Genomic DNA, 21,705 nt, shown 5'->3' with positions numbered 1-21,705 from the left:
TCCAAACTCAATTGGATCCATAAATTTCTTCCAGAATATCAGCAAGTCTGATTCCAGCAGCTGTCAACCTTTCTTCGGTATGGTGATAGTGCTTGTAAATGTAATCGTACCCGATGCGGTTGTTTTCAGGAATATCGTACATATCAGGTCTGATAGCGGCGGCTTCCCTCAACCAGTCAGCAGGAGTTTTGCTGGTATATTTTTCTTTGAGTTCAGGAGTAATTCTTTTGTTCAGTTCATGGGCGATTTCGGTATAGCTCATCTTTTTGTTTTCGATCATATCAGAATCCCAGATCGCATGGATATTGGTTTCTTTATTGAAGAAACTCACTTTGACGTCATTTCCTCCCCTGTCTCCAGGCTTGCCTACATGAAAAGGTTGGTGTAAATCTCCCACAATGTGGATAAGCATTCTCAATTGATCTCTCTCCTCGTCAGCACTCAAGCCACCTTTTTTCAGGTTTTCTTTAAGTTTTAATAAAGCTGAGTAAGCATCTCCTCCTTCTTCCTGAATGCTTGGATCATATTCCCCATCCACGGTGGTGACCCAATGCCATGTGTAGGTATAATCATACTTTTTATCTGCACGTATATTGTCCATCCACACCCCTACACCTGATATGGACTGGTTCAGAAGAATAGACTCTACTTTTTCGACGGTTTCAGCTTTCATATGCCATTCGGCCAATTTGCCAATGACGTAATGCCCGATTCCTCCCCAGGCAAATGATTGGGTATTGATGCTGATAGCCATCAAAATGGCCAAGATAAGGGTTTTAATTCTTTTCATGTTTTCTTTAATAAACTAGAAATATTATGGAAATAGAGTAGAAATACAATTGAAATATAGTTGAAGACCCCGAGAGCGAAGCGATTCGGGATAGAATAGAAATCTTATGGATATAATGTAGGAATAAGGTTGAAATATTATTAAAATAAATTAGAAAGAGGGTTGTTTATTATTCTGGCGAACTTGTCTTTCAATAGGTAGAATTAGTTTTCTATTTATTTTGCCAAGGGCTTGTTTCTTTTATGCTTTCAATTCATTAATGGCAATCCATGCCAAGAGACCTGCACCGATTTCCATGGCATCTTCATCAATATCAAATGTAGGGGTGTGGACGCCTGAGGTAATTCCTTTGGCTTCGTTTCTGGTTCCTAAACGGTAGAAACAGCCATCTATTTCCTGAGTGTAATAGGAAAAGTCTTCAGCAGCCATCCAAATATCCAGGTCTTCGACATTTTCCGCTCCCAAGTAGGCTATGGCAGCACTTTTTGCTCTTTCAGTGAGGACTACATCATTTTTAAGAAAAGGATAACCCTTCCTTACTTCAAAGTCTATTTCACCTCCCATGCCTTCTACTATTCCTTTTGCAATTTTGACCATTTGGATATGGGCCTTGGCTCTCCACTCTTCATTGAGGGTTCTGAATGTTCCCTGGATTTTTACTTCATTGGGGATGATATTGGTAGCTCCCAATGCTTCTACCCTGCCAAATGAGAGCACGGAGGGGATTTTTGGGGAGGCATTTCTGCTGACAACCTGCTGTAATGCAATGATCATATGTGATGCCATCAATACAGGATCAGCCAGAGTTTCAGGCATGGCTCCATGTCCTCCTTTACCTTTTATGGTAATGTACAGTTCATCCGCACTGGCCATATACATCCCTGAGCGAAAACCAACTTTACCCACAGGAATCAAAGGCATAACATGTTGACCTATAATTCCGGACGGTCTGGGATTTTCCAATGCTTTTTCCTTGATCATCAATGAAGCTCCTCCGGGGATCAATTCTTCACCAGGTTGAAAAATGAGCTTTACAGTACCTTCAAAACTGTCTTTGACTTCCTGCAAAATTTTAGCTGCTCCTAAAAGTGAGGCGGTATGCACATCATGGCCACAAGCATGCATCACACCTGGTTGCTGAGATTTGTAAGGGACTTCGTTAGCTTCAATAATTGGAAGAGCATCCATATCTCCCCTCAAAGCTACGGTCTTTGAGGCTGGATTTTTTCCTTCTATCAAAGCTACAATTCCTGTATCTGCTTTCTTTTCGAGTTTGGTAATTCCTAAAGCCTTTAGCTGATTTTGTACAAACTCCGAGGTTTTGAATTCCTGAAATGATAATTCCGGGTTAGCATGTAAATGCCTTCTGTTGGAAATAAATTCTGCTTTATATGTCTTCGCTAATGTTCTGATCTGGTCTTTCAACATCCTCTACGGGGTCTGGATTTACATAACCTTCCCTCTGGAACCTATCTTGTATGATTCTTACCGTCGGGAATTTTGATTTTAATTTATGGTAATGGGCCTGTGCTTCGACCCTGTTGACAAACTTGCCCACTTTCAACAAGTATCGGGGTTGCTGATACTGCATTTCGGATTTAATATCAGGGAATTCTTCTGTCAGCTCCTCCCTAGCTTTAAAAGCCTGCTCTCTGTCAACGCCGCTGTACACTAAAACGGTAAAGCCGTTCCAATATCTTTCTCCTTTATTATTGTCCTTGATGGCTTTGAGGGCATATTCCAAATCATTGTCGACCGATATTGCACTTGATTTTGGAGCGGTTTCTGCTACTTTTTTGGCCTCTTCACTGAGATCAGGAAAGGTGATCCTATCACTGCTGATGTCCTCCGTGTAATTGGCAAATTCATCTGGGCTTGGCCCTGATTTCTTGAACAAAGCACAAGAACTGATGAAAAATACCATGAGGATAATCGCCGGAATAGACCTTTTCATACTGCTGGGGTTTTTTTAGTTTATTAATCTATGATAACACATTTTCCTTCAGCAACATCCTGTTCCACACTTTTGTATTTCACATCCTTAACTGTTTTGCCATCTGCATATTGTACTGTGACCCTATCATTTCTTCCGTAGACTTTGTCGGATTTTCTAGGTGCTACAGCTTGTGGAGGGGCAGTTCTATTGGCTACTGCAGCGGCAGCTTGTCTGTTTGCACCGGGGTTGAGCGTGCTGCCAACTTCTTCCTTAGAAGCTGTTACTTTGGTATCATCTCTTCTTGGTGCTTGTGCTGCTTTTACCTGATTAGGGTCCTGTGTAGGCAATTCTGCCTTGGCCAGGAAAGAAATGGTATCTTCGTTGAGTTTTCCCAAGAAGCGTTTGAACATTTCAAAAGCTTCAAATTTATAAATCAATAAAGGGTCCTTTTGTTCATAGACCGCATTTTGTACAGACTGTTTCAGGTCATCCATATCCCGGAGATGTTCTTTCCAGTTTTGGTCAATTATAGCCAAGGTCACATTTTTCTCAATAGCCCTAATGAGACCTCTGCCTTCATTGTTGACTGTAGATTCTAAATTGATGACTACTCCTATTTGCTTGATACCGTCTGTAATCGGAACCATGATTTCTTTTACAGTTGCGCCTCTATTGGTGTAGACATCCTTGAGTATAGGCATTGCCTTGACCAGGATTCTTTCATTCTTTTCAGAATAATTTTTGTAGGCTGCATCAAAAAGTTCTTGGGTCAGTTCATTGACATTTCTGGTTTTGAGATCGTCTTCGGAGAATTGATGGTCTATACCCAACGAGCTGTAAATATTCATTCTCAGGTTTTCCGGATCTTCTGTGGTTTTTGCCATTTGCATGATGTCAAAAGACACGTCATAGAGCACATTTAGAATATCCAGCTCAAGCCTTTCGCCTATAAGGGCATTTTTACGCCTCTTATATACAACCTCCCTTTGAGAATTCATCACGTCATCATATTCCAGAAGCCTTTTCCTGACGCCGAAATTGTTTTCCTCTACCTTTCGCTGAGCTCTCTCAATGGATTTGGTAATCATGGAATGTTGGATCACTTCTCCCTCTTCCAAGCCCATTCTATCCATCAATTTTGCGATTCTGTCAGAACCGAACATTCTCATCAGGTTGTCTTCTAAGGATACAAAAAACTGGGATGAACCTACGTCTCCTTGTCTTCCGGATCTACCTCTAAGCTGCCTGTCCACTCTTCTTGATTCATGGCGCTCAGTACCGATAATTGCCAAACCTCCGGCTGATCTGGATTCTGGCGTAAGCTTGATGTCAGTACCACGCCCTGCCATGTTGGTGGCTATGGTTACAGTTCCTGGCTTTCCTGCTTCTGCTACTACATCAGCCTCTCTGGCGTGTTGCTTGGCATTTAAGACCTGATGGTTGATTTTTCGAATGGTCAGCATTCTGGAGAGTACCTCTGAAATTTCAACCGATGTGGTACCTACTAGCACTGGTCTTTTTGCATTGGTCAACTCAACAATTTCATCCGCCACAGCATTGAATTTTTCGCGGACTGTTTTGTAAACTTTGTCTTGCCTATCATCCCTTATGATCGGTTTATTAGTAGGGATTACCACCACGTCTAGCTTATAAATGGTCCAGAATTCTCCAGCTTCTGTTTCAGCTGTACCGGTCATACCAGCGAGCTTGTGATACATTCTGAAATAATTCTGTAAGGTTATGGTCGCATAGGTCTGGGTGGCATCCTCTACTTTTACATTTTCTTTTGCTTCAATGGCTTGGTGGAGTCCATCAGAGTACCTTCTACCTTCCATCACCCTACCGGTCTGCTCATCGACGATTTTCACTTTTCCATCTACAATGATGTATTCAGTGTCTTTCTCAAACATACAATATGCCTTGAGCAATTGGTTTACTGTATGGATTCTTTGTGCTTTGACACCGTAATCCTTGATAATTTCCTCTTTACGGATCAGTTTTTCCTTCTCGTCCAGATCAGGGTCCTTTTCCATTTCTGCTATCTCCAATCCTATATCAGGAAGGATAAAAAATGTCGGATTCTCATTTTTGGCTGTAATGACATCAATACCATTATCCGTGAGTTCAATGCCATTGGTTTTTTCTTCTATGGTAAACAAAAGGGGCTCATCCGCCTCTGGCATATTCCTTTTGTTATCCTGAAGATAATAGTTTTCCGTTTTTTGTAGGACTACCCTGATACCAGGCTCCGAAAGGTATTTGATCAAAGGCTTGTATTTGGGCATTCCGCGGTATGCCCTGAAAAGTGCCAATCCGCCTTCTTTCTCATTACCTTCCGCAATCAGCTTTTTGGCAGCTGTCAAGTACCCTTGGACTAGTTTTCTTTGTTCATCCACCAAGGTAGAAACCCTCGGTTTCATATCGGCAAACTCGTGTTGATCACCTCTAGGTACAGGGCCTGAGATAATCAAAGGTGTTCTTGCATCGTCAATCAAAACGGAATCAACCTCATCTATCATGGCAAAATGATGCTTACCCTGAACCAGGTCGTCAGCATTTCTGGCCATATTGTCTCTGAGGTAATCAAAGCCAAATTCATTATTGGTACCATAGACAATATCAGCTCCGTAAGCTTTTCTTCTGGCATCAGAATTTGGAGGATATTTATCTATGCAGTCCACTTTAAGACCATGAAACTCAAACAGAGGGGCATTCCACTCGGAATCCCTTTTGGCCAGGTAATCATTGACAGTAACTAAGTGAACACCTCTTCCAGCAAGAGCATTGAGGTAGGCAGGTAGGGTAGATACGAGCGTTTTACCTTCACCTGTAGCCATCTCTGCAATTTTACCTTTGTGAAGGACCATCCCGCCAATGAGCTGCACATCGTAATGCACCATGTCCCAAACCACTTCGTTTCCTGCTGCCATCCACTTATTGTGCCAGACGGCTTGCTCACCTTCAATGACCACATTCGATTTTTTTGAGGCGATTTCTTTGTCATTAAGGCTTGCCTTTACTACAAGTTTGCCGTTTTCTTTAAACCTCCTTGCGGTTTCCTTTACGACGGCAAAAGCATCGTACAACACCTTATCCAAAACCACCTCTAACTCTTCATCGCGGGCAGTTTCGGTTTTTTCTATTTCATTAAAAAGAGCATCCTTTTCGTGGACTTTATCAGGGGCCAAAGCATCAATCTGATTTTTCAATTCGGTAATTTTGTCATCAAAAGATTTCAGGTCAGCATTGATGGTCGCTTTGATTTCTTCTGTTTTGGCCCTCAACTGATCGTCGCTTAGTGATTGTAGCTTCTGAAAAGCATCATTGATTAAGGCAACTTTAGGAGAAAATTCTTTAATATCCCTGTCGGATTTGGTTCCGAATACTTTTGCCAATCCTTTGGCTATATAATCTAACATAATTTCTTTTAGTATAATTGGGGCCTTAAAATTACGGCGTTTTTATGAATAATCTCAATTAGATGAGAGATTTGAGACCTTAGTCTTGGGTTCTTCTCTCATTTGTATTCAAAGTATTTTTTTGAAGCTTCGAATTAGAACAGGTTCAGTATAAGTTTTTTGTTTCAAGGCTCAGTTTCAATTTTGATTCTACCTTCAAAAACCTGCATTGCAGGTCCCACCAGAAAGATGTTCTGAAAACTTCCGTCTGCATTTTCTGAAAAACGGACACTAAGGCTTCCTCCCGGAGTTTTTATTTTAACATTTCTAAGCTCATTTCTGGAACCAAATACCAAGGCACATGCGGTAACGCCTGTTCCACACGAAAGCGTTTCGTTTTCTACTCCCCTTTCATAAGTACGGACAAAAATTTCATCCTCATTTATTTTTGAGACAAAATTCACATTGGTTCCTTTAGGGCTGTACGGATCGGAATACCTTATTTTGGCCCCTTCTTCGACCACAGGATAGGAATGTACATCGTCTACGAATCTGACATGGTGGGGAGAACCGGTATTAACAAAATAATCTTTACCGGCATTGGAAAGACTGGATACAGCTCCCATTTTTAAATCTACTATACCGGATTCAATATGTGCTTCGTGAGGGCCATCTATGGCAAGGAATGTGGTATTGGATTGAATAATTCCCAAAAAGTGGGAAAAAGCTACCGCACAGCGTGCGCCGTTTCCACACATGCTCTGGCTACCGTCGGCATTGTAATAAATCATTTCGAAATCAAAACCTGCTTTGTTGCGGATAAGGATAAGACCATCAGCCCCAACACCGAACTTTCTGTCACAAATTTCCTGCACTAGCCCGAGATTTCTTTCAGGGAAGCTTTCAGACCTGTCATCAATCATCACAAAATCGTTGCCTGTACCCTGATATTTATAAAAGATGATATCCATTGTAAATTTCCCTTATTTCTTAGGAATATGCTATTTTCAAAAACCAATCCAAGAATATTTGGTTTCACAAACATAATCAACTTGTCAGAAAAACAGACTTATTGTCTTGTTTTCGGTTTTATAATCAAGTCGAATTAGTTAACTTGGACCTTGTTGTTTGAAGATATATCATTCAAAAAAACCAACCCATATGAAAAATAAGACTTTTAAAGTATCCAGAAGATCATTTCTAAGCCATAGTTCCAAAGCCACCTTGATGTTAGGGATTGGCAGCAGTGCAATAGGTTCCGCTTTCCTGACCGCATGCGGTGAAGGCGGTTCAGGTGATGACGATCGTCCTTCACTCAGTACAGGCTTTGATCAGACTTCCCTGGGCTATGATTATTCTGCACTTGAGCCGCATATCGATGCCATGACCATGGAAATCCACTATACCAAACATGCTGCAGCTTATGCCAATAATTTAGGTGAAGCTGCTTCTGAAGAAGGTGTAGATGTAGGAAAGCCATTAGAAGAGGTGATGATGAATATTTCGAAGTACTCTACCAAAATGAGAAACAATGGAGGAGGTCATTACAATCACGAGCTGTTTTGGAAAATCATGTCTCCAAATGGCGGAGGTGAACCAAGTGGTGACCTAAGGCAAGCTATTGACGGTGCATTTGGAAGTTATGATGAATTCAAAACCCAGTTCGAAGATGCAGCCAAAGGCAGGTTTGGTTCCGGTTGGGGATGGTTGGTTCTGGACAAGGACAATCTTCTGAAAATTGGTTCTACTCCAAATCAGGATAATCCTTTGATGGATGTTTCTGACTTTCAGGGAATACCACTGATGGGGATTGATGTCTGGGAACATGCTTATTATTTGAATTACCAAAACAGGAGGCCAGATTATGTTTCAGCTTTTTGGAATATAGTCAACTGGGATGCTGTTGCAGAAAGATATAATGTACTTGTCCAGGGATAACAATACTGTTTCGATTTTAGGACCAGAATTGTTTAAAGTTTGAACAAGAAGTTTTAAATTCCTAACACAATGTCGTTAAGTTTAGGATAACTTTTCCAAAGTTCTTATGTACAAACAATGTTTGTTTTCGCTTTTTATCCAACTTTGGAAAAGCTTGAATTCAACTTGTGGTCTTAACTAAGTGACATTGATTCTTAAAAGTTAAAAAAGTCAGGGTGGCTGGACATAGGCCACCCTTTATTTTTGCCCAATTGTTAATTTTTTCCATAAAAAAGGTTCGAAACCACAAAATTTTGGTCTGATTCTTTGCCTTTAATGGCACAGGCATTGCAAAACTGCTATGCATATAAACCAACTAGTATTAACATGAAAAAAACTATGAAGAACCTAAGAAACGGATTTTTGATCCTGGCAATTGTATCATGTGGATTTGCGTGTACAGATGATCCGGAAGAGACTTTTGAAGAGCCAAAAAGTAGCGCCTCTCTGACGGCTACTGTTGAGGGAGAAAATACCAATCCTCCTTCAACCAATGAAAGAATTATCGTAAATGGTTTCTCCACGACCGATTTTCAGGTGGGAATGAAAGAGGTTGAAATGCGATATGTGACTAAAGCAGATGTACTCGCAGGAATTGGCTTGGGCGGTATTAATCTAAATACCACCGTGAATGCTTCTCTTCAGACATCAGCCTCTAGGGAACAAACACTTAGCCTGATGGCCAACGGTACAGTAGAGTCGGCTGCTGTTGGACAGGGAGATACTCCTGAAGGAAGTTATAGAGAAATTGACTTCAGGCTGTTCAAAAACACAGAATCCTCTTCCTCCTTATCTGAAAAATCCCTATTGATAGAGGGACAGATCAATGGAGAAAATGCCATGCTTTGGTTAGATCAGGAGTTGGCTATCACGGCAGAATCCGAAGATGAAGACGGCGTAATGGTAGACGGAGAGACTGCAATGGAAATTGTTTTCGATATGAACAGACTTTTCGAAGGTGTTGATTTCTCTGGTGCTGTAGACAGCAATGCTGACGGTGTGATTGAAATAGGTCCAGGAAGTGAAGATGAGAATGGAGCGATTTTGGCGCAGATAGAAAGCAACATTTCATCAGCTGCCAAGTTTAGGAAAAAATAATTCAGTTGAATTGATATCAAAAAAGGCCGGAATTTTCGGCCTTTTTTATTTTATTTGGACAATCTCAAAATTATAACCCCATATTTTTATGCAAGATCCAAATAGTCTAAGGGCAGTAGCTGAATTTCACAAAACTTTCAAACACCCTGTGCTGTCATCTCCACAAATTCCTGATCAAAAAAGATGTGATTTGAGGGTTTCTCTGATAGCAGAAGAACTCAAAGAGCTTGAAGAGGCGATCGCAGATAAAGACATTGTAGAGGTTGCGGATGCCCTTTGTGATATTCAGTATGTCCTAGCCGGAGCCATTTTAGAGTTTGGCCTTGGGGATAAGTTCAAAGAACTTTTTGACGAAGTGCAGCGCTCCAACATGAGTAAAGCCTGCAAAAGTGAGGAGGAGGCTAAGGCTACTATGTCACATTATCAGAGCCAAGGAGTTGATTGTTTTTATGAAAAAGAGGGAGAGCAGTATTTGGTCTATCGGGCAGAAGATAGGAAGACCTTGAAGTCTATTTATTATTCACCTGCGGATTTGAGCGGGATAATTGAAAAATAAAAAAGCTTGGACACCTGCTCAGTGGTTATTTCACTTCATGCTGATCAGGAGCGGAAATCAAAGCTTCCCTAAGAATGTTGATAAACCTACTAGTTTCTGAAAATCTTGCAGCTTAAAATATAAGAATAAACACAAAAGCCCCACATTTCTGTGAGGCTCTGTACCAGGAGCGGGAATCGAACCCGCACGGCCGTGAGGCCACAAGATTTTAAGTCTTGCGTGTCTACCAATTCCACCATCCCGGCTTCACTCCGACGTGTGTTGGAGCTACTTATCTGAAACAAGAAAGCCCTTCTGCAAGGGCTTAATTTTGAGCGAGAGACGAGATTCGAACTCGCGACCCCGACCTTGGCAAGGTCGTGCTCTACCAACTGAGCTACTCTCGCTTTTCAACAAATATTTGACTGAAACCCTCTGTCTCCGTCTTTTGTGTGTGCAAAGGTATATCAGTTTTCCAAAATTGCAAAAGGCTAAGTTAAAAAATATTCGGTCGTTGTAAACAGATCGAATGGTGAAAATTGATTATCAGAGACTTATTCTCCTTTGTAGGCACTTAAAATTTTCAACATTTCTGCCGTGTTTTTTGCTTTGAGTTTTTTCAGGATTTTTTTTCTATGCGTAAAAACTGTGTTTTTGGAAATAAATAGCTTTTCCGCAATCTCACCTGAATTCATTCCTTTGGCTACCATCAGGGCTATTTCCATTTCTTTTTTTGTAATGGGCAATAAAGGAGAAACAGAAGGTTTGATATCTTCCTTTTTGAAAACGATTTTCTTTCCATTGTCTTTGGTGTAAGAAAAACTCCAATCGTAACCGGCTAGATGTTCATGGTTAGTGATTTGAAACCCAATGTGCAAGTCGTAAATAAAGTTTCCCTTGTCATCCATCAGATAGGGTTTGGCCTTGGTAAAAAACCATATTTCCTCTTGCGTAAACTTATGGAGCCATCGGAGGGTGTAAGAAAGCTCAAATGTCCTTTTCTCAGACAAACTGGCCTTATTAAAAATTTCCAACACTTTGTTGTTGAACTCTACATGTTCTTGGGCGTCTTCGGGGTGAAGGGCAGAGATAACTCCGGCAATTCCATTTTCTTTCAAAAACTCTGCAGTGTACCCACTGATTTCTTCTATGTTTTCTGTGAAAAAAGCCAAGCTCAAATCCCTGTAATCAAAGCAACCCATAATCAGTCCTTCCTTCATGGAAAGGCTTTGGCTAAGCCTTCTTAAATCTTCAAGGACTTTCTTTTCTTCTGGAAGCTTAACGGGGCCTTTGTCTTTCCAGTAATTAAAAAACTCCGAAAGCTTATTTTGTTTCTTAAGCTCTTCTATTAGGCTATTAGTCATCATTGATACCTTCAGGTTTCTTTATATAAAGCAGATTTTTTGCCAAACTATGACTCCAGCTTCTTTTTGATCTCATTCAGTTTGATCAAAGCTTCAACTGGAGAAATTGTGTTGATGTCAATTTCATCCAACATTTCCTGAGCTTCCTTAAATTTCGGATCCATATCAAAAAGGCTCAATTGGTAATTGTTTTTGGGCATTTCCTTGATTTTTTCCTTAGATGCATGAAGCTCCTTATCTTTCTCCAAATGCTGCATGATCTCAGAAGCTCTCAATACGACAGCATTTGGCATTCCTGCCATTTGAGCAACATGAATCCCGAAACTATGTTCACTTCCCCCTTCTTTTAATTTTCTCATGAAAATTACTTTGTTTCCCATTTCTTTTACTGAAACGTTGAAGTTTTTGATTTTCGGAAAATCTTCAGTCAGTTGATTTAATTCATGGTAATGGGTAGCAAAAAGGGTTTTTGCTCTGAACTTTGGATGGTTATGCAAAAATTCCACGATAGACCAAGCGATGGAAATACCATCATAAGTAGAGGTTCCTCTGCCTATTTCGTCCATTAAAACCAGACTCCGATCAGAAAGGTTGTTGAGAATACTTGCTGTTTCGGTCATTTCAACCATGAAAGTTGACTCCCCTTTGGAAAGGTTGTCCGAAGCACCAACCCTAGTGAATACTTTGTCAATAATGCCTATCCTGGCGTAGGATGCCGGCACAAAGCTTCCCATTTGTGCCATCAGGACAATTAGGGCAGTTTGTCTTAAGAGCGCAGACTTACCGGCCATGTTTGGTCCTGTAATGATGATGATCTGTTGGCTTTCATTATCCAGGAAAATATCATTCGGGACATAAGGTTCACTCGCAGGAAGCTGCTTTTCTATCACAGGGTGCCTTCCGTCTTTGATTTCAAGAGAGTCGGTATCTGATACCTTGGGTTTGCAATAATTATTTGATTTGGCGACTACAGCAAAAGAGAGCAGGCAGTCTACTGTAGCCAAAATTCTTGCGTTTTGCTGTATCTGTGTAACATATTCCGAAGCATCCTGTACTAAGGCAAGAAAGTACTTTTGCTCTATGGCAATCATTCTTTCCTCAGCATTCAGGATTTTTTCCTCGTATTCTTTTAGTTCAGGTGTAATGTATCTCTCTGCATTGACCAAGGTCTGCTTTCTGATCCATTCTTCCGGCACTTTATCTTTGTGTGAATTGGTGACTTCAAGGTAGTAACCAAACACTTTGTTGAAGGCAACTTTCAAAGAACTGATGCCGGTTCTTTGCATTTCTCTTTGCTGTAAAGCGACAAGGTAATCTTTTCCGGAATTGGCCAGGCCTCTGTATTCATCCAACTGCTCATCGACTCCATCATTGATGATGTTGCCTTGATGGATCAGCATTGGGGCATCTTCCTGAAGTTCTCTCTCTATTTTTTCAAGCAAAAACTCACAGGAATTGATCTGATCAGAAAGCCTTTTCAAAGAATCACTTTTGGAGCTTTTCAAAAGGGACTTGATCGGAAGGGTGTTTTTCAGGGCTTTCTTTAGCTGATTCATTTCCCTGGGATTGATTCTTCCTACAGCCACTTTTGAAATCAACCTTTCTAAATCACCGATATGTTTGAGATGGGAAATAATTTCTTCGGTCAAATCAGGGTTTTCGTAGAAATATTCTACCACCTTGAGCCTATCGTCTATGGGTTCTTTCTCTTTCAGAGGAAGCACCATCCACTTTTTCATCATCCTGGACCCCATAGGTGTGACGGATTGGTCGAGAATATTGATCAGAGGTACTCCACCATCCTGTTGCGAATAGACCAGCTCAAGGTTGCGGATAGTAAACCTGTCCAACCAGACGTATTTCTCTTCTGCTATCCTTGAAATGGATGCAATGTGCTTGACCTCTTTGTGCTCGGTTTCCTCCAGGTAGAAAAGTACAGCTCCTGCAGCGATGATGGCATATTCCAGTGACTCGATACCAAATCCTTTGAGGTTAGCAGTTGAGAAATGGTTGGTCAGTTTTTCGTAAGTATAATCGTATTGATACACCCAGTCTTCACAATGGAAGGCTGTAAAGTTATCCTTAAGTATTTCCTGTGCCCGGGACCTGAAAGCTTTTGAGTAGATTACTTCTGATGGAGCGAAGCTTTGTAAAAGTTTTTCAATATAGGACTGGGACCCCTCAGCGGCCATAAACTCTCCTGTAGAAAGGTCCAAAAATGAAATGCCCAGTTTTTCTTTTCCAAAATAAATTGAGGCCAGGTAATTGTTTTTCCTTTTGTCCAAGACATTGTCATTGAACGAAAGTCCCGGCGTGACTAACTCTGTCACACCTCTTTTTACAATGCCCTTGACTTCTTTAGGATCTTCCAGCTGGTCACAGATGGCCACTCGGTTGCCCGCTCTTACTAGCTTGGGCAGATAGTTGTCCAAAGAATGATGGGGAAATCCAGCCAGCTCAATATGGGAGGCAGCCCCATTGGCCCTTTTTGTCAGGACGATGTCAAGAATTCTGCTGGCAGTGACTGCATCTTCACCAAAGGTTTCATAAAAATCACCAACCCTAAAAAGCAGTAAGGCTCCCGGGTGCTTTGCTTTGATGGCATTATACTGTTTCATCAAAGGGGTTTCTTTTATTTCTTTCGCCTTCGCTTTGGCCATATCCTACCTGATTAATTACTTTCTGTTAATTTTGTGAATTCTTGAAAGCCTGAAATTATAATTAATCAAAAGGGAAACAAAACAGCATGAGAAAATTAAGTATGGATGAGCTGAATAGGCTTTCTGTTGAGGAGTTCAAAGAGAAACAAAAAGCACCTATTGTCATTGTGCTGGATAATATTCGAAGTTTAAATAATGTCGGTTCTGCATTCAGGACTTCAGATGCTTTTTTGTTGGAAAAAATCATCCTATGTGGGATTACAGGTACTCCTCCACATAGGGATATACAAAAAACAGCGCTTGGTGCTACTGAATCTGTGGATTGGGAATATGTAGAGGATACGGCAAGGGCGGTAGAAGGTCTTAAGGAAGCGGGCTATACTATTTGCGGCTTGGAACAGGTAGAACGTAGCGTAAAGCTGCATGAATTCAATCCTGAAAAAAACAAAAAATACGCATTGGTTTTTGGCAATGAGGTATTTGGTGTAGAAGATCATGTTTTGGAAAAATGTGATCAGGTATTGGAAATACCTCAGTTGGGAACCAAGCATTCATTGAATATCTCAGTCACCATGGGGATTACCTTATGGGACTTCATGACCAAGCTCAAACTTCTTGGATAAAAAAAAGAGAGACCATGAGTCTCTCTTTTTTCTTTTGGTTTATTGGTATTTGCATTAATCTTCCTTGAACTTGTCTACTATATATAAAAATAAATTGAAGGAAAGTGTAGACATATTCTCTTTATCTTTTCTAATATCTTTTTCCCCTCCTTGTCTCAAAAGGGAATTATCTTTTCTGTTTTGATTTATTTTGTTGAGCCTGTCTTCTCTTGTTTGGGTGGTGTTAGAGTTTCGGTTGACATTTTCTACCCTTGTGTCAAAGTTGGATTCAGGACCTTCATAAAGATAATATGAGTCTGAATTTTTGGGAAGGTCGTTGATCTGTTTTTCCCTTTCAGATTGGGCTAATGCCGTAAAACTCAAAAAAAAGCAAAAAAACATAGTCAAAGTGACTGTTTTGTTACTTTCGAATGAAATTTTGTTTGGAGTTGACATTATATAGTGAGTGGTTTGTGTTGTTTTAACTTGCGTTAAAGGATTAAGTTTTCAAATTTACAAAAAATCTATGGCAATGCAAACGATTGACTTCAGTGATTTCCAAAGAATAGACCTTAGAATAGGGACAATAGTTCAAGTAGAAAATTTTTCAAAAGCTCGAAAACCGGCTTACAAGCTTTGGGTTGATCTTGGTGATTTGGGAATCCGTAAATCTTCTGCTCAGATCACTGAGGTTTATGATCTAGAAGAGCTTATTGGCAAGCAGGTTATTTGTGTTTGTAACTTTCCTCCAAAGCAAATTGCTGATTTTATGTCTGAAGTTTTGGTGACAGGATTCAAAAATAAAGACGGGAATGTAGTCCTTTCTACTGTTGATTTTCCGGTACCTAACGGGGAAAAGCTTCATTAGAGCTCGATTTCCAAACCCGTTTCTGTCAAATCGGCTTTGTAGACTTTTAGATCTGCACAATCTCCGCTTTTCACTTGTCCTGTTTCCAGATCAAACCTGTACTCGTGCAGTGGGCAAATAATTTCTTTTTGGTTATTGATTTTTCCATTTCCGAGAAAGGCCATCCGATGTGGACAATGGGGATCAAATACAAAAAAATCCGAACCGGTATTGACCACGCAGACCTTTTTGGATCCAAGCTGTACCATTTTTATAACCTTTTCGGGAAGCATTTGCATTACTTCAGACTTACTTTGCCCTAGAGTGAAAGTTTTCATTATGGAATAATAAATGGTAAATTGCTACTTATACTTATAAACCTAAACATAATCAAATCATGAAAAAAATATTGTTTTTACCATTATTGTTTATCACTGGGTTTCTCTTTGCCCAAAATATCGAAGGAGCCTGGAAAATGACCCACCAAAATGGCCAAGCCATGTCGGAACAGGAGTATGTAAAAATTTATCAGGATGGATATTTTGCCTTTGGTGCCAAGGAAATTGGTAGCAATAAGTTTATTTCAGCTGGTGGGGGAGAGTTTTCCCTGAAAGGAAATGAATACCATGAGACACTTGATTTTTTTACCCCTAAACCGGAATATGTGGGCAATACAACAAAATTCAACATGGACTTGGCTGGTGGAAGGATGGTTATTTCTGCTGAACTTGAAGGTCAAACACTTGTCGAGATCTGGGAAAAAATCGGAGAAAGGGAAGATGAATTGACTAATAACTGGGTTTTTACAGGAAGACAAAGCGATGGGGAAATTTCCAGAAGCACGCCAGGTGACAGAAGAACTGTCAAAATCCTAAGTGGGGGCAGATTCCAGTGGATAGCTTTTAATTCAGCCACTAAGGAGTTTATGGGCACAGGCGGCGGCACTTACACTGCGGAAGATGGCGCTTACACAGAATATATTGAGTTCTTTTCCAGAGATGATTCAAGAGTAGGTGCCAGTTTAGGGTTTACTTACAGAGTTATTGATGGAGAGTGGCATCATAGTGGTGTAAGCTCTACCGGTAATCCTATTTATGAAATTTGGAGCAGGTACAAAGATGCTTATAAACCTTAAGCAGAATTAGTATTATTAAAGTGTTTAAGCCCCGAAATCTTTTGTTTTCGGGGCTTTATTTTAAATTCATAATCTCCTGATGCCTGTAGCAAGAAGTCAAATGGTCATTGACCAGGCCTGTAGCCTGCATGTGGGCGTATAATATGGTGCTGCCTAAAAATTTGAACCCTCTTTTTTTCATATCTTTTGCTAAAGCATCAGAAATCTGAGTTTGGGCAGGAACTTCCTGCATATTTTTAAAGTGATTTTGAATAGGGCTTCCATCCACAAATCCCCAGATATAATTGCTAAAGCTTCCAAAAGCAGCCCTCACTTCCAAAAATCTTTGGGCGTTGTTCACGGCAGCCCTGATTTTCAGCCTATTTCTGATTATTGCTGGATTTACAAGAAGTTCCTGAATATATGATTCGGGAAATTGTGCGACTTGATTGTAATCAAAATCGGCAAATGCCAGCCTGTAACCCTCCCTTTTTTTCAGTATTGTTGACCAGCTTAAGCCCGCTTGGGCACTTTCCAAAACCAAAAACTCAAACTGTTTTTGGTCTTCCTTTACGGGGACTCCCCATTCTTCATCATGATATCTCCTGTAGGCTTCGAAGCCGGTGCACCATGGACAGGGAGTTTTGTTTATTTTTGATAGCAATTCCATAGGGGTTGGTTCCTATTCTACAGATTCCAACAGAGTCCTGAAAATGACATATTTATTTTTGAATTTTTCCTCTATATCCTGCTGAAGCTTTGGAGCATGGTTTTTTTGGTATTCCATGATTTTTTCCATGCTCTCAGCAAAATACTGCACTGAGTAATTTACGCTACCATCTTCAGATTCATGAACAATTCTGAAGAACTTGTTTTCCACAAACATTCCTGTAGCCAAAACATCAGGGATGTGGGTTTTCTTCATCCAAAGTACCCATTCTTTTTCTGATTCTTTTTCAATATTGACGGTTACATTATATAATAACATTGATTTTCAATTTTATAATTAATTTTGTCGACTTCATTTACCAACAAATATAGAGGCATACAGTTAAAAAGTCTGCAATATTGGTATTTAGAATGACCACCCTTTTCACTAAAGCATAATTAAATTGGCAAATATCCTTACCAAATCCGGAATCGACCTGAAAAAAAGGAAAGTGATCATTTTTCAATTGATCATCAGCATTGTTTATCTGGTTGGACTAATAGGTATGAGCATAGAGGACGTAAGACCCTATTTTCAAATTCTGACCCCATTTCACCTATTGTTGAATTTTGGTATTCTTTTGTATTTTCATAAAGAGTGGAACAAGGACTTTTGGATCTTTTTGGCCATAGGTTTTACATTAGGCTATGGCTCCGAGGTTTTGGGCGTACATACGGGTTTTCCATTTGGTAATTATGCATATGGCCCGGTTTTGGGTTTTCAGATTTTGGAAGTGCCATTGATGATAGGAGTCAACTGGCTCATTCTGGTATATACCACAGGGAACCTGTTTGCAAATAAAATCAACAATGACTGGCTTGCCGCCGGGCTTGCAGCTTTGGCAATGATGCTCATTGATGTGCTGATTGAGCCAGTAGCTGTTGCTCTTGATTTTTGGGACTGGGAGAATGGATTGATTCCTGTTTCTAATTTTATCGGTTGGCTGGGAGTAGCCTTTTTGATTCAGCTTTTCTACAGAAAGTTAAAATTCAATAAGGAAAATACAATTTCTTGGTTCCTTTTATTCAATTTAATAACATTCTTTGCCTTATTGAACTTTATATTGTAATGAAAAAAATTTATAAAAACATTCTGAACACTTTAAAGTTACCCATATGATGATTGCCATTCTATTTGTTATCATAGGATTTGTAGCCATGGAACTTTCAGGTTGGTTTATTCACAAATATATCATGCATGGTCCTTTGTGGAATATCCACAAGACCCATCATCAACCATCTAAGTACTTCTTTGAGTTGAATGATCTATTTTCATTACTATTCGGAAGTATAGCTATAATATTGATCCTTTTAGGAGTCTCGGAATTAGATTACAGATTTTGGATGGGAATTGGAATAAGCCTTTACGGGATGTTATATTTTGTTATTCATGACGTTTTAGTTCACAGACGGATCAAAATGTTTGAAAGACCAAAAAACAGGTTTCTGTTGGGAATATTTAAAGCGCATCAGGCACATCATGCGACCAACAAAAAGGAAGATGCAGTATCTTTTGGACTATTTGTTGTACCCAAAAAATTCTATAAACAAAAAATAAAGTGAGTACCTATTCAATCAAAGATCTTGAGCAGCTGTCCGGCATCAAAGCCCATACCCTGAGAATCTGGGAACAGCGATACAATCTGCTTTCGCCAAAGCGGACTGATACCAATATCAGGTACTATGATGATGATGACCTGAAGCTCATCCTCAACGTCGCTTTATTGAATGATAACGGGTTCAAGATTAGCAAAATTGCCAGCATGGAAATGCATGAGATGAGGGAGGAGGTCGTTAAACTCACCGAAAAAAACCTCACTTATGACGATCAGATCCATGCTCTTACTATCTGCATGATAGAAATGGACGAGGATAGGTTTGAGAAAGTATTATCTACCAATATTCTCAAACTTGGATTTGAGCATACCATGCTCAATATCATTTATCCTTTTTTATCCAAAATAGGAGTACTTTGGCAAACTGGAGCTATAAACCCCGCTCAAGAACATTTTATCAGTAATCTGGTGAGGCAAAAACTGATCGTTGCGATAGATGGCCAGATATATAAGGGTGGAGGTAAGAAGTTCCTGTTGTATCTTCCGGAAGGAGAACTTCATGAAATTTCATTATTGTTTGCAGCATACCTCATCAAGCTAAAGGGACACAAAGTAATGTACTTAGGTCAAAATACCCCCTGTGAAGATTTGAAGTCCGTTTACAACCTTTACAAGCCTGAGTATTTAATGACTGTGGTGACCACATCTCCCAATTCCCAAGAAGTGCAGGAATACATTGACCATATTTCGGAAACTTTTTCAGAAGCTGAGATTATTATCTCAGGGTATCAAATAATCGGACAGGACCTAAGATTCCCAAAAAATATAAAAACCATGCACTATATCAGGCAGATTAAAGATTATCTGGAAGAGATTGAAGAGGTGTCTTTAGAGAAATAATTTAACAAATTGAGATAAATGTTAAACAAAGCGAAGTTTTATTCCTTCGCTTTTTTTTATGCCAAAACCACCCTATTTCTCCCATATGAAGCTTTTTTAACCTTTTTGCGCTTCGAATTCTTAATTTTGTTTAAGAAAAATGAAAAATAATTAGACAAAATATTTGGTATTTGTTTAATCATCACTACATTTGATTAAACAAAAAACAAAAAGCCATGACAACTCTAGAATTTAGTTACTCACTTCACAAGATGTCCAGTGCATTGAAGCCTTTTGCTCTTAAATTGACAAGAGATATGGATGATGCCAATGATCTCTTACAAGACACAATGGTAAAAGCCTTCACAAACAAGGACAAGTTTACGGAGGGGACTAATTTGAAAGCGTGGCTTTACACGATCATGAAAAATACCTTTATCACCAATTACCAAAGAATGGTAAGAAGAGGAACTTTCGTTGATACCACTGATAATTTGCATTATATCAATTCAGGTGATGCTTTGATAGAAAATGGTGCCTTTGGAGATTTTACTATGGATGATATTTATACAGCCATTGAAAGCTTGGATGATGTATATAAGGTTCCTTTCATGATGCATTATAAAGGTTTTAAATACCATGAAATCGCGGATAAATTGGAAATTCCGATAGGAACTGTTAAGAATAGAATACATATTGCAAGGAAGCTTCTCAAAGAAGATTTGAACGTCTACAGATTTAAAAATTAAATTTTATGCCCAAAAAGCATGTGTTGGTGATAGGTTCTGGTTTTGCCGGATTGTCAGCCGCAACACATCTGGCACATTTAGGATACGAAGTAACCCTGTTAGAAAAAAATTCAACCCCCGGTGGTAGAGCTAGAAAGTTCGAGGCCGAGGGTTTTGTTTTTGATATGGGACCAAGTTGGTATTGGATGCCGGATGTTTTTGAAACCTACTTTTCCCATTTTGGCAAAAAACCTTCTGATTATTATGAATTGGAAAGGTTAGACCCCTCTTATACTGTTGTGTTTGGAGAGGATGATTTCATGGATATTCCAGCCAATCTGGATGAATTTAGAAACTTGCTCGAGTCCATTGAACCAGGTGTGGGGCCAAAGTTGGACGAATTTCTGAAGCAAGCAGCATATAAATATAAAGTTGGCATTCAGGACTTGGTGTATAGACCAAGCAGGTCTTTAATGGAGTTTGCAAGTCCTAAGTTACTTCTGGACATGCTTCGTATGGATATTTTCCAATCCATGTCAAAGCACGTACATAAGTTTTTTAAAGCGGATAAGATTATCCGCCTGATGGAATTTCCGGTTTTGTTTCTTGGCGAAACAGCTCAGAACATACCCGCATTATACAGCCTGATGAATTATGCGGATATCGCTTTAGGTACTTGGTATCCAAAAGGTGGAATGCATAAGATCATCGAGGGTATGGTAAGCCTGGCAGAAGAAAAGGGTGTAAAATTCAAGTTTGATGCTGATGTTTCTAAGATTCTTGTACGGGACGGATTAGCAAATGGCGTAGAGTTAAAAACCGGGGAAAACATTACTGCTGACATTATAGTAGCAGGAGCTGATTATCATCATGTCGACAGTCAGTTGCTCAGTCCTGAAAATAGAAACTATAGCGAGTCGTATTGGGATAAAAGAGTAATGGCTCCTTCGAGTTTGCTTTTTTATCTGGGTATAGATAAAAAGTTAAATAACCTTAGGCATCACAACCTGTTTTTCGATGAGCCTCTAGGTCCTCATGCAGATGCCATATACACCAATCCTCGCTGGCCCGAAAAACCGCTTTTCTATGCCTCAGTTCCTTCTATTACAGATAAAACAGTGGCCCCTGAAGGGAAAGAAAACCTTTTCCTCCTTGTTCCCTTGGCCCCGGATTTAGAAGATACCGAAGAACTCAGGGAAAAATACTTTGAATTAATCATGGACAGGCTGGAAAAACTTACTGGGCAGAATGTCAGAGACCACATCATATTTAAAAGGTCTTATGCTCACAAGGATTTCAAGTCAGATTATAATGCATTCAAAGGCAATGCCTATGGTCTGGCAAATACACTACTTCAGACTGCAATTTTAAAGCCTTCTCTTAAAAATAAGAAGGTAAAGAATCTGTATTACACAGGGCAGCTGACGGTTCCAGGACCTGGAGTACCGCCATCCTTGATTTCAGGACATGTGGTTGCTAAAGAAGTGATAAAAGAAAACAATCTGTAGATAAA

Annotated in this window: 22 protein-coding genes and 2 tRNA genes; 11 read left to right on the top strand and 13 right to left on the bottom strand. The window is 39.8% G+C overall.

Annotated elements, in window-relative coordinates; genetic code table 11:
* Window positions 1–7 precede the first annotated feature (7 nt).
* From A33Q_RS11710 to dapF, 5 genes are all read right to left on the bottom strand, one after another.
* Window positions 8–790: a S1/P1 nuclease gene (locus tag A33Q_RS11710; protein WP_009034876.1), complete on the bottom strand. Its 783-nt coding sequence runs from the start codon at window positions 788–790 to the stop codon at window positions 8–10.
* 240 nt (window positions 791–1,030) lie between these two features.
* Window positions 1,031–2,218 carry a M20 metallopeptidase family protein gene (locus A33Q_RS11705; RefSeq protein ID WP_009034877.1) on the bottom strand — a complete coding sequence of 396 codons (1,188 nt, stop codon included), beginning with the start codon at window positions 2,216–2,218 and terminating at the stop codon, window positions 1,031–1,033.
* Window positions 2,178–2,744, bottom strand: coding sequence for an SPOR domain-containing protein (locus tag A33Q_RS11700; protein ID WP_009034878.1), 567 nt, complete (start codon window positions 2,742–2,744; stop codon window positions 2,178–2,180). Before A33Q_RS11700 ends, A33Q_RS11705 begins: the two co-directional genes overlap by 41 nt.
* Window positions 2,745–2,767: 23 nt before the next feature.
* Complete coding sequence (gene secA, locus A33Q_RS11695; protein ID WP_009034879.1) at window positions 2,768–6,145, bottom strand: preprotein translocase subunit SecA; 3,378 nt, start codon at window positions 6,143–6,145, stop codon at window positions 2,768–2,770.
* Window positions 6,146–6,309: 164 nt separating this feature from the next.
* Entirely contained in the window at window positions 6,310–7,095 is a 786-nt protein-coding gene (gene dapF / locus A33Q_RS11690; RefSeq protein WP_009034880.1) for a diaminopimelate epimerase, read from the bottom strand.
* 190 nt (window positions 7,096–7,285) lie between these two features.
* On the opposite strand from dapF, the gene A33Q_RS11685 reads away from it, so the two are divergent.
* From A33Q_RS11685 to A33Q_RS11670, 3 genes are all read left to right on the top strand, one after another.
* Entirely contained in the window at window positions 7,286–8,062 is a 777-nt protein-coding gene (locus A33Q_RS11685) for a superoxide dismutase (protein WP_009034881.1), read from the top strand.
* 378 nt (window positions 8,063–8,440) lie between these two features.
* Entirely contained in the window at window positions 8,441–9,199 is a 759-nt protein-coding gene (locus tag A33Q_RS11675; RefSeq protein ID WP_016255161.1) for a hypothetical protein, read from the top strand.
* A gap of 88 nt (window positions 9,200–9,287) precedes the next feature.
* Window positions 9,288–9,755 (top strand): pyrophosphohydrolase domain-containing protein, encoded by a 468-nt coding sequence (locus tag A33Q_RS11670; RefSeq protein ID WP_009034883.1) that lies wholly within the window; start codon window positions 9,288–9,290, stop codon window positions 9,753–9,755.
* Between the two features lie 161 nt (window positions 9,756–9,916).
* On the opposite strand, the gene A33Q_RS11665 is transcribed toward A33Q_RS11670, so the two are convergent.
* The 4 genes from A33Q_RS11665 to mutS all read right to left on the bottom strand — a co-directional run bounded on the left by A33Q_RS11665 (window position 9,917) and on the right by mutS (window position 13,758).
* A tRNA-Leu gene (locus A33Q_RS11665) sits at window positions 9,917–10,000 on the bottom strand.
* Between the two features lie 68 nt (window positions 10,001–10,068).
* Window positions 10,069–10,141 (bottom strand) — tRNA-Gly (locus A33Q_RS11660).
* A 147-nt stretch (window positions 10,142–10,288) separates the two neighbouring features.
* Complete coding sequence (locus A33Q_RS11655) at window positions 10,289–11,101, bottom strand: LuxR C-terminal-related transcriptional regulator (RefSeq protein ID WP_009034884.1); 813 nt, start codon at window positions 11,099–11,101, stop codon at window positions 10,289–10,291.
* 44 nt (window positions 11,102–11,145) lie between these two features.
* Window positions 11,146–13,758: a DNA mismatch repair protein MutS gene (mutS, locus tag A33Q_RS11650; RefSeq protein ID WP_009034885.1), complete on the bottom strand. Its 2,613-nt coding sequence runs from the start codon at window positions 13,756–13,758 to the stop codon at window positions 11,146–11,148.
* Window positions 13,759–13,844: 86 nt separating this feature from the next.
* On the opposite strand from mutS, the gene A33Q_RS11645 reads away from it, so the two are divergent.
* Window positions 13,845–14,381, top strand: coding sequence for an RNA methyltransferase (locus tag A33Q_RS11645; protein ID WP_009034886.1), 537 nt, complete (start codon window positions 13,845–13,847; stop codon window positions 14,379–14,381).
* A 54-nt stretch (window positions 14,382–14,435) separates the two neighbouring features.
* Here A33Q_RS11645 and A33Q_RS11640 read toward each other — a convergent pair whose 3' ends face one another.
* A complete protein-coding gene (locus A33Q_RS11640) occupies window positions 14,436–14,816 on the bottom strand; it encodes a hypothetical protein (RefSeq protein ID WP_009034887.1) in 381 nt (126 codons plus the stop codon).
* Window positions 14,817–14,892: 76 nt separating this feature from the next.
* Here A33Q_RS11640 and A33Q_RS11635 point away from each other — a divergent pair, with 76 nt between their 5' ends.
* On the top strand, window positions 14,893–15,228 hold the full coding sequence (locus A33Q_RS11635; RefSeq protein ID WP_016255159.1) for a tRNA-binding protein: 336 nt from the start codon (window positions 14,893–14,895) through the stop codon (window positions 15,226–15,228).
* On the opposite strand, the gene A33Q_RS11630 is transcribed toward A33Q_RS11635, so the two are convergent.
* Window positions 15,225–15,545, bottom strand: a complete 321-nt coding sequence (locus tag A33Q_RS11630) for a Rieske (2Fe-2S) protein (RefSeq protein WP_040490412.1) — start codon at window positions 15,543–15,545, stop codon at window positions 15,225–15,227. The genes A33Q_RS11635 and A33Q_RS11630 overlap by 4 nt on opposite strands.
* A gap of 59 nt (window positions 15,546–15,604) precedes the next feature.
* On the opposite strand from A33Q_RS11630, the gene A33Q_RS11625 reads away from it, so the two are divergent.
* On the top strand, window positions 15,605–16,342 hold the full coding sequence (locus A33Q_RS11625; protein WP_009034890.1) for a hypothetical protein: 738 nt from the start codon (window positions 15,605–15,607) through the stop codon (window positions 16,340–16,342).
* 55 nt (window positions 16,343–16,397) lie between these two features.
* On the opposite strand, the gene A33Q_RS11620 is transcribed toward A33Q_RS11625, so the two are convergent.
* Both A33Q_RS11620 and A33Q_RS11615 read right to left on the bottom strand, forming a co-directional pair.
* Complete coding sequence (locus A33Q_RS11620; RefSeq protein ID WP_009034891.1) at window positions 16,398–16,991, bottom strand: DNA-3-methyladenine glycosylase I; 594 nt, start codon at window positions 16,989–16,991, stop codon at window positions 16,398–16,400.
* A gap of 12 nt (window positions 16,992–17,003) precedes the next feature.
* Window positions 17,004–17,309, bottom strand: a complete 306-nt coding sequence (locus A33Q_RS11615; RefSeq protein ID WP_009034892.1) for a DUF4286 family protein — start codon at window positions 17,307–17,309, stop codon at window positions 17,004–17,006.
* Window positions 17,310–17,433: 124 nt separating this feature from the next.
* On the opposite strand from A33Q_RS11615, the gene A33Q_RS11610 reads away from it, so the two are divergent.
* From A33Q_RS11610 to A33Q_RS11590, 5 genes are all read left to right on the top strand, one after another.
* Window positions 17,434–18,099 carry a carotenoid biosynthesis protein gene (locus A33Q_RS11610; RefSeq protein WP_009034893.1) on the top strand — a complete coding sequence of 222 codons (666 nt, stop codon included), beginning with the start codon at window positions 17,434–17,436 and terminating at the stop codon, window positions 18,097–18,099.
* A 46-nt stretch (window positions 18,100–18,145) separates the two neighbouring features.
* Window positions 18,146–18,592, top strand: a complete 447-nt coding sequence (locus A33Q_RS11605) for a sterol desaturase family protein (RefSeq protein ID WP_016255156.1) — start codon at window positions 18,146–18,148, stop codon at window positions 18,590–18,592.
* On the top strand, window positions 18,589–19,485 hold the full coding sequence (locus tag A33Q_RS11600; RefSeq protein ID WP_009034895.1) for a MerR family transcriptional regulator: 897 nt from the start codon (window positions 18,589–18,591) through the stop codon (window positions 19,483–19,485). Before A33Q_RS11605 ends, A33Q_RS11600 begins: the two co-directional genes overlap by 4 nt.
* A gap of 215 nt (window positions 19,486–19,700) precedes the next feature.
* Window positions 19,701–20,213 carry an RNA polymerase sigma factor gene (locus A33Q_RS11595; protein ID WP_009034896.1) on the top strand — a complete coding sequence of 171 codons (513 nt, stop codon included), beginning with the start codon at window positions 19,701–19,703 and terminating at the stop codon, window positions 20,211–20,213.
* Between the two features lie 5 nt (window positions 20,214–20,218).
* The gene (locus A33Q_RS11590; protein WP_009034897.1) at window positions 20,219–21,700 is read left to right on the top strand and encodes a phytoene desaturase family protein; all 1,482 of its coding nucleotides are present in this window, start codon (window positions 20,219–20,221) and stop codon (window positions 21,698–21,700) included.
* Window positions 21,701–21,705 lie beyond the last annotated feature (5 nt).

The organism is Indibacter alkaliphilus LW1 (genome assembly GCF_000295935.2).
Classification (GTDB): Bacteria; Bacteroidota; Bacteroidia; order Cytophagales; family Cyclobacteriaceae; genus Indibacter; species Indibacter alkaliphilus.
Note: the sequence above shows the minus strand (reverse complement) of the source record. Positions and strands in the feature narration are given on the sequence as shown.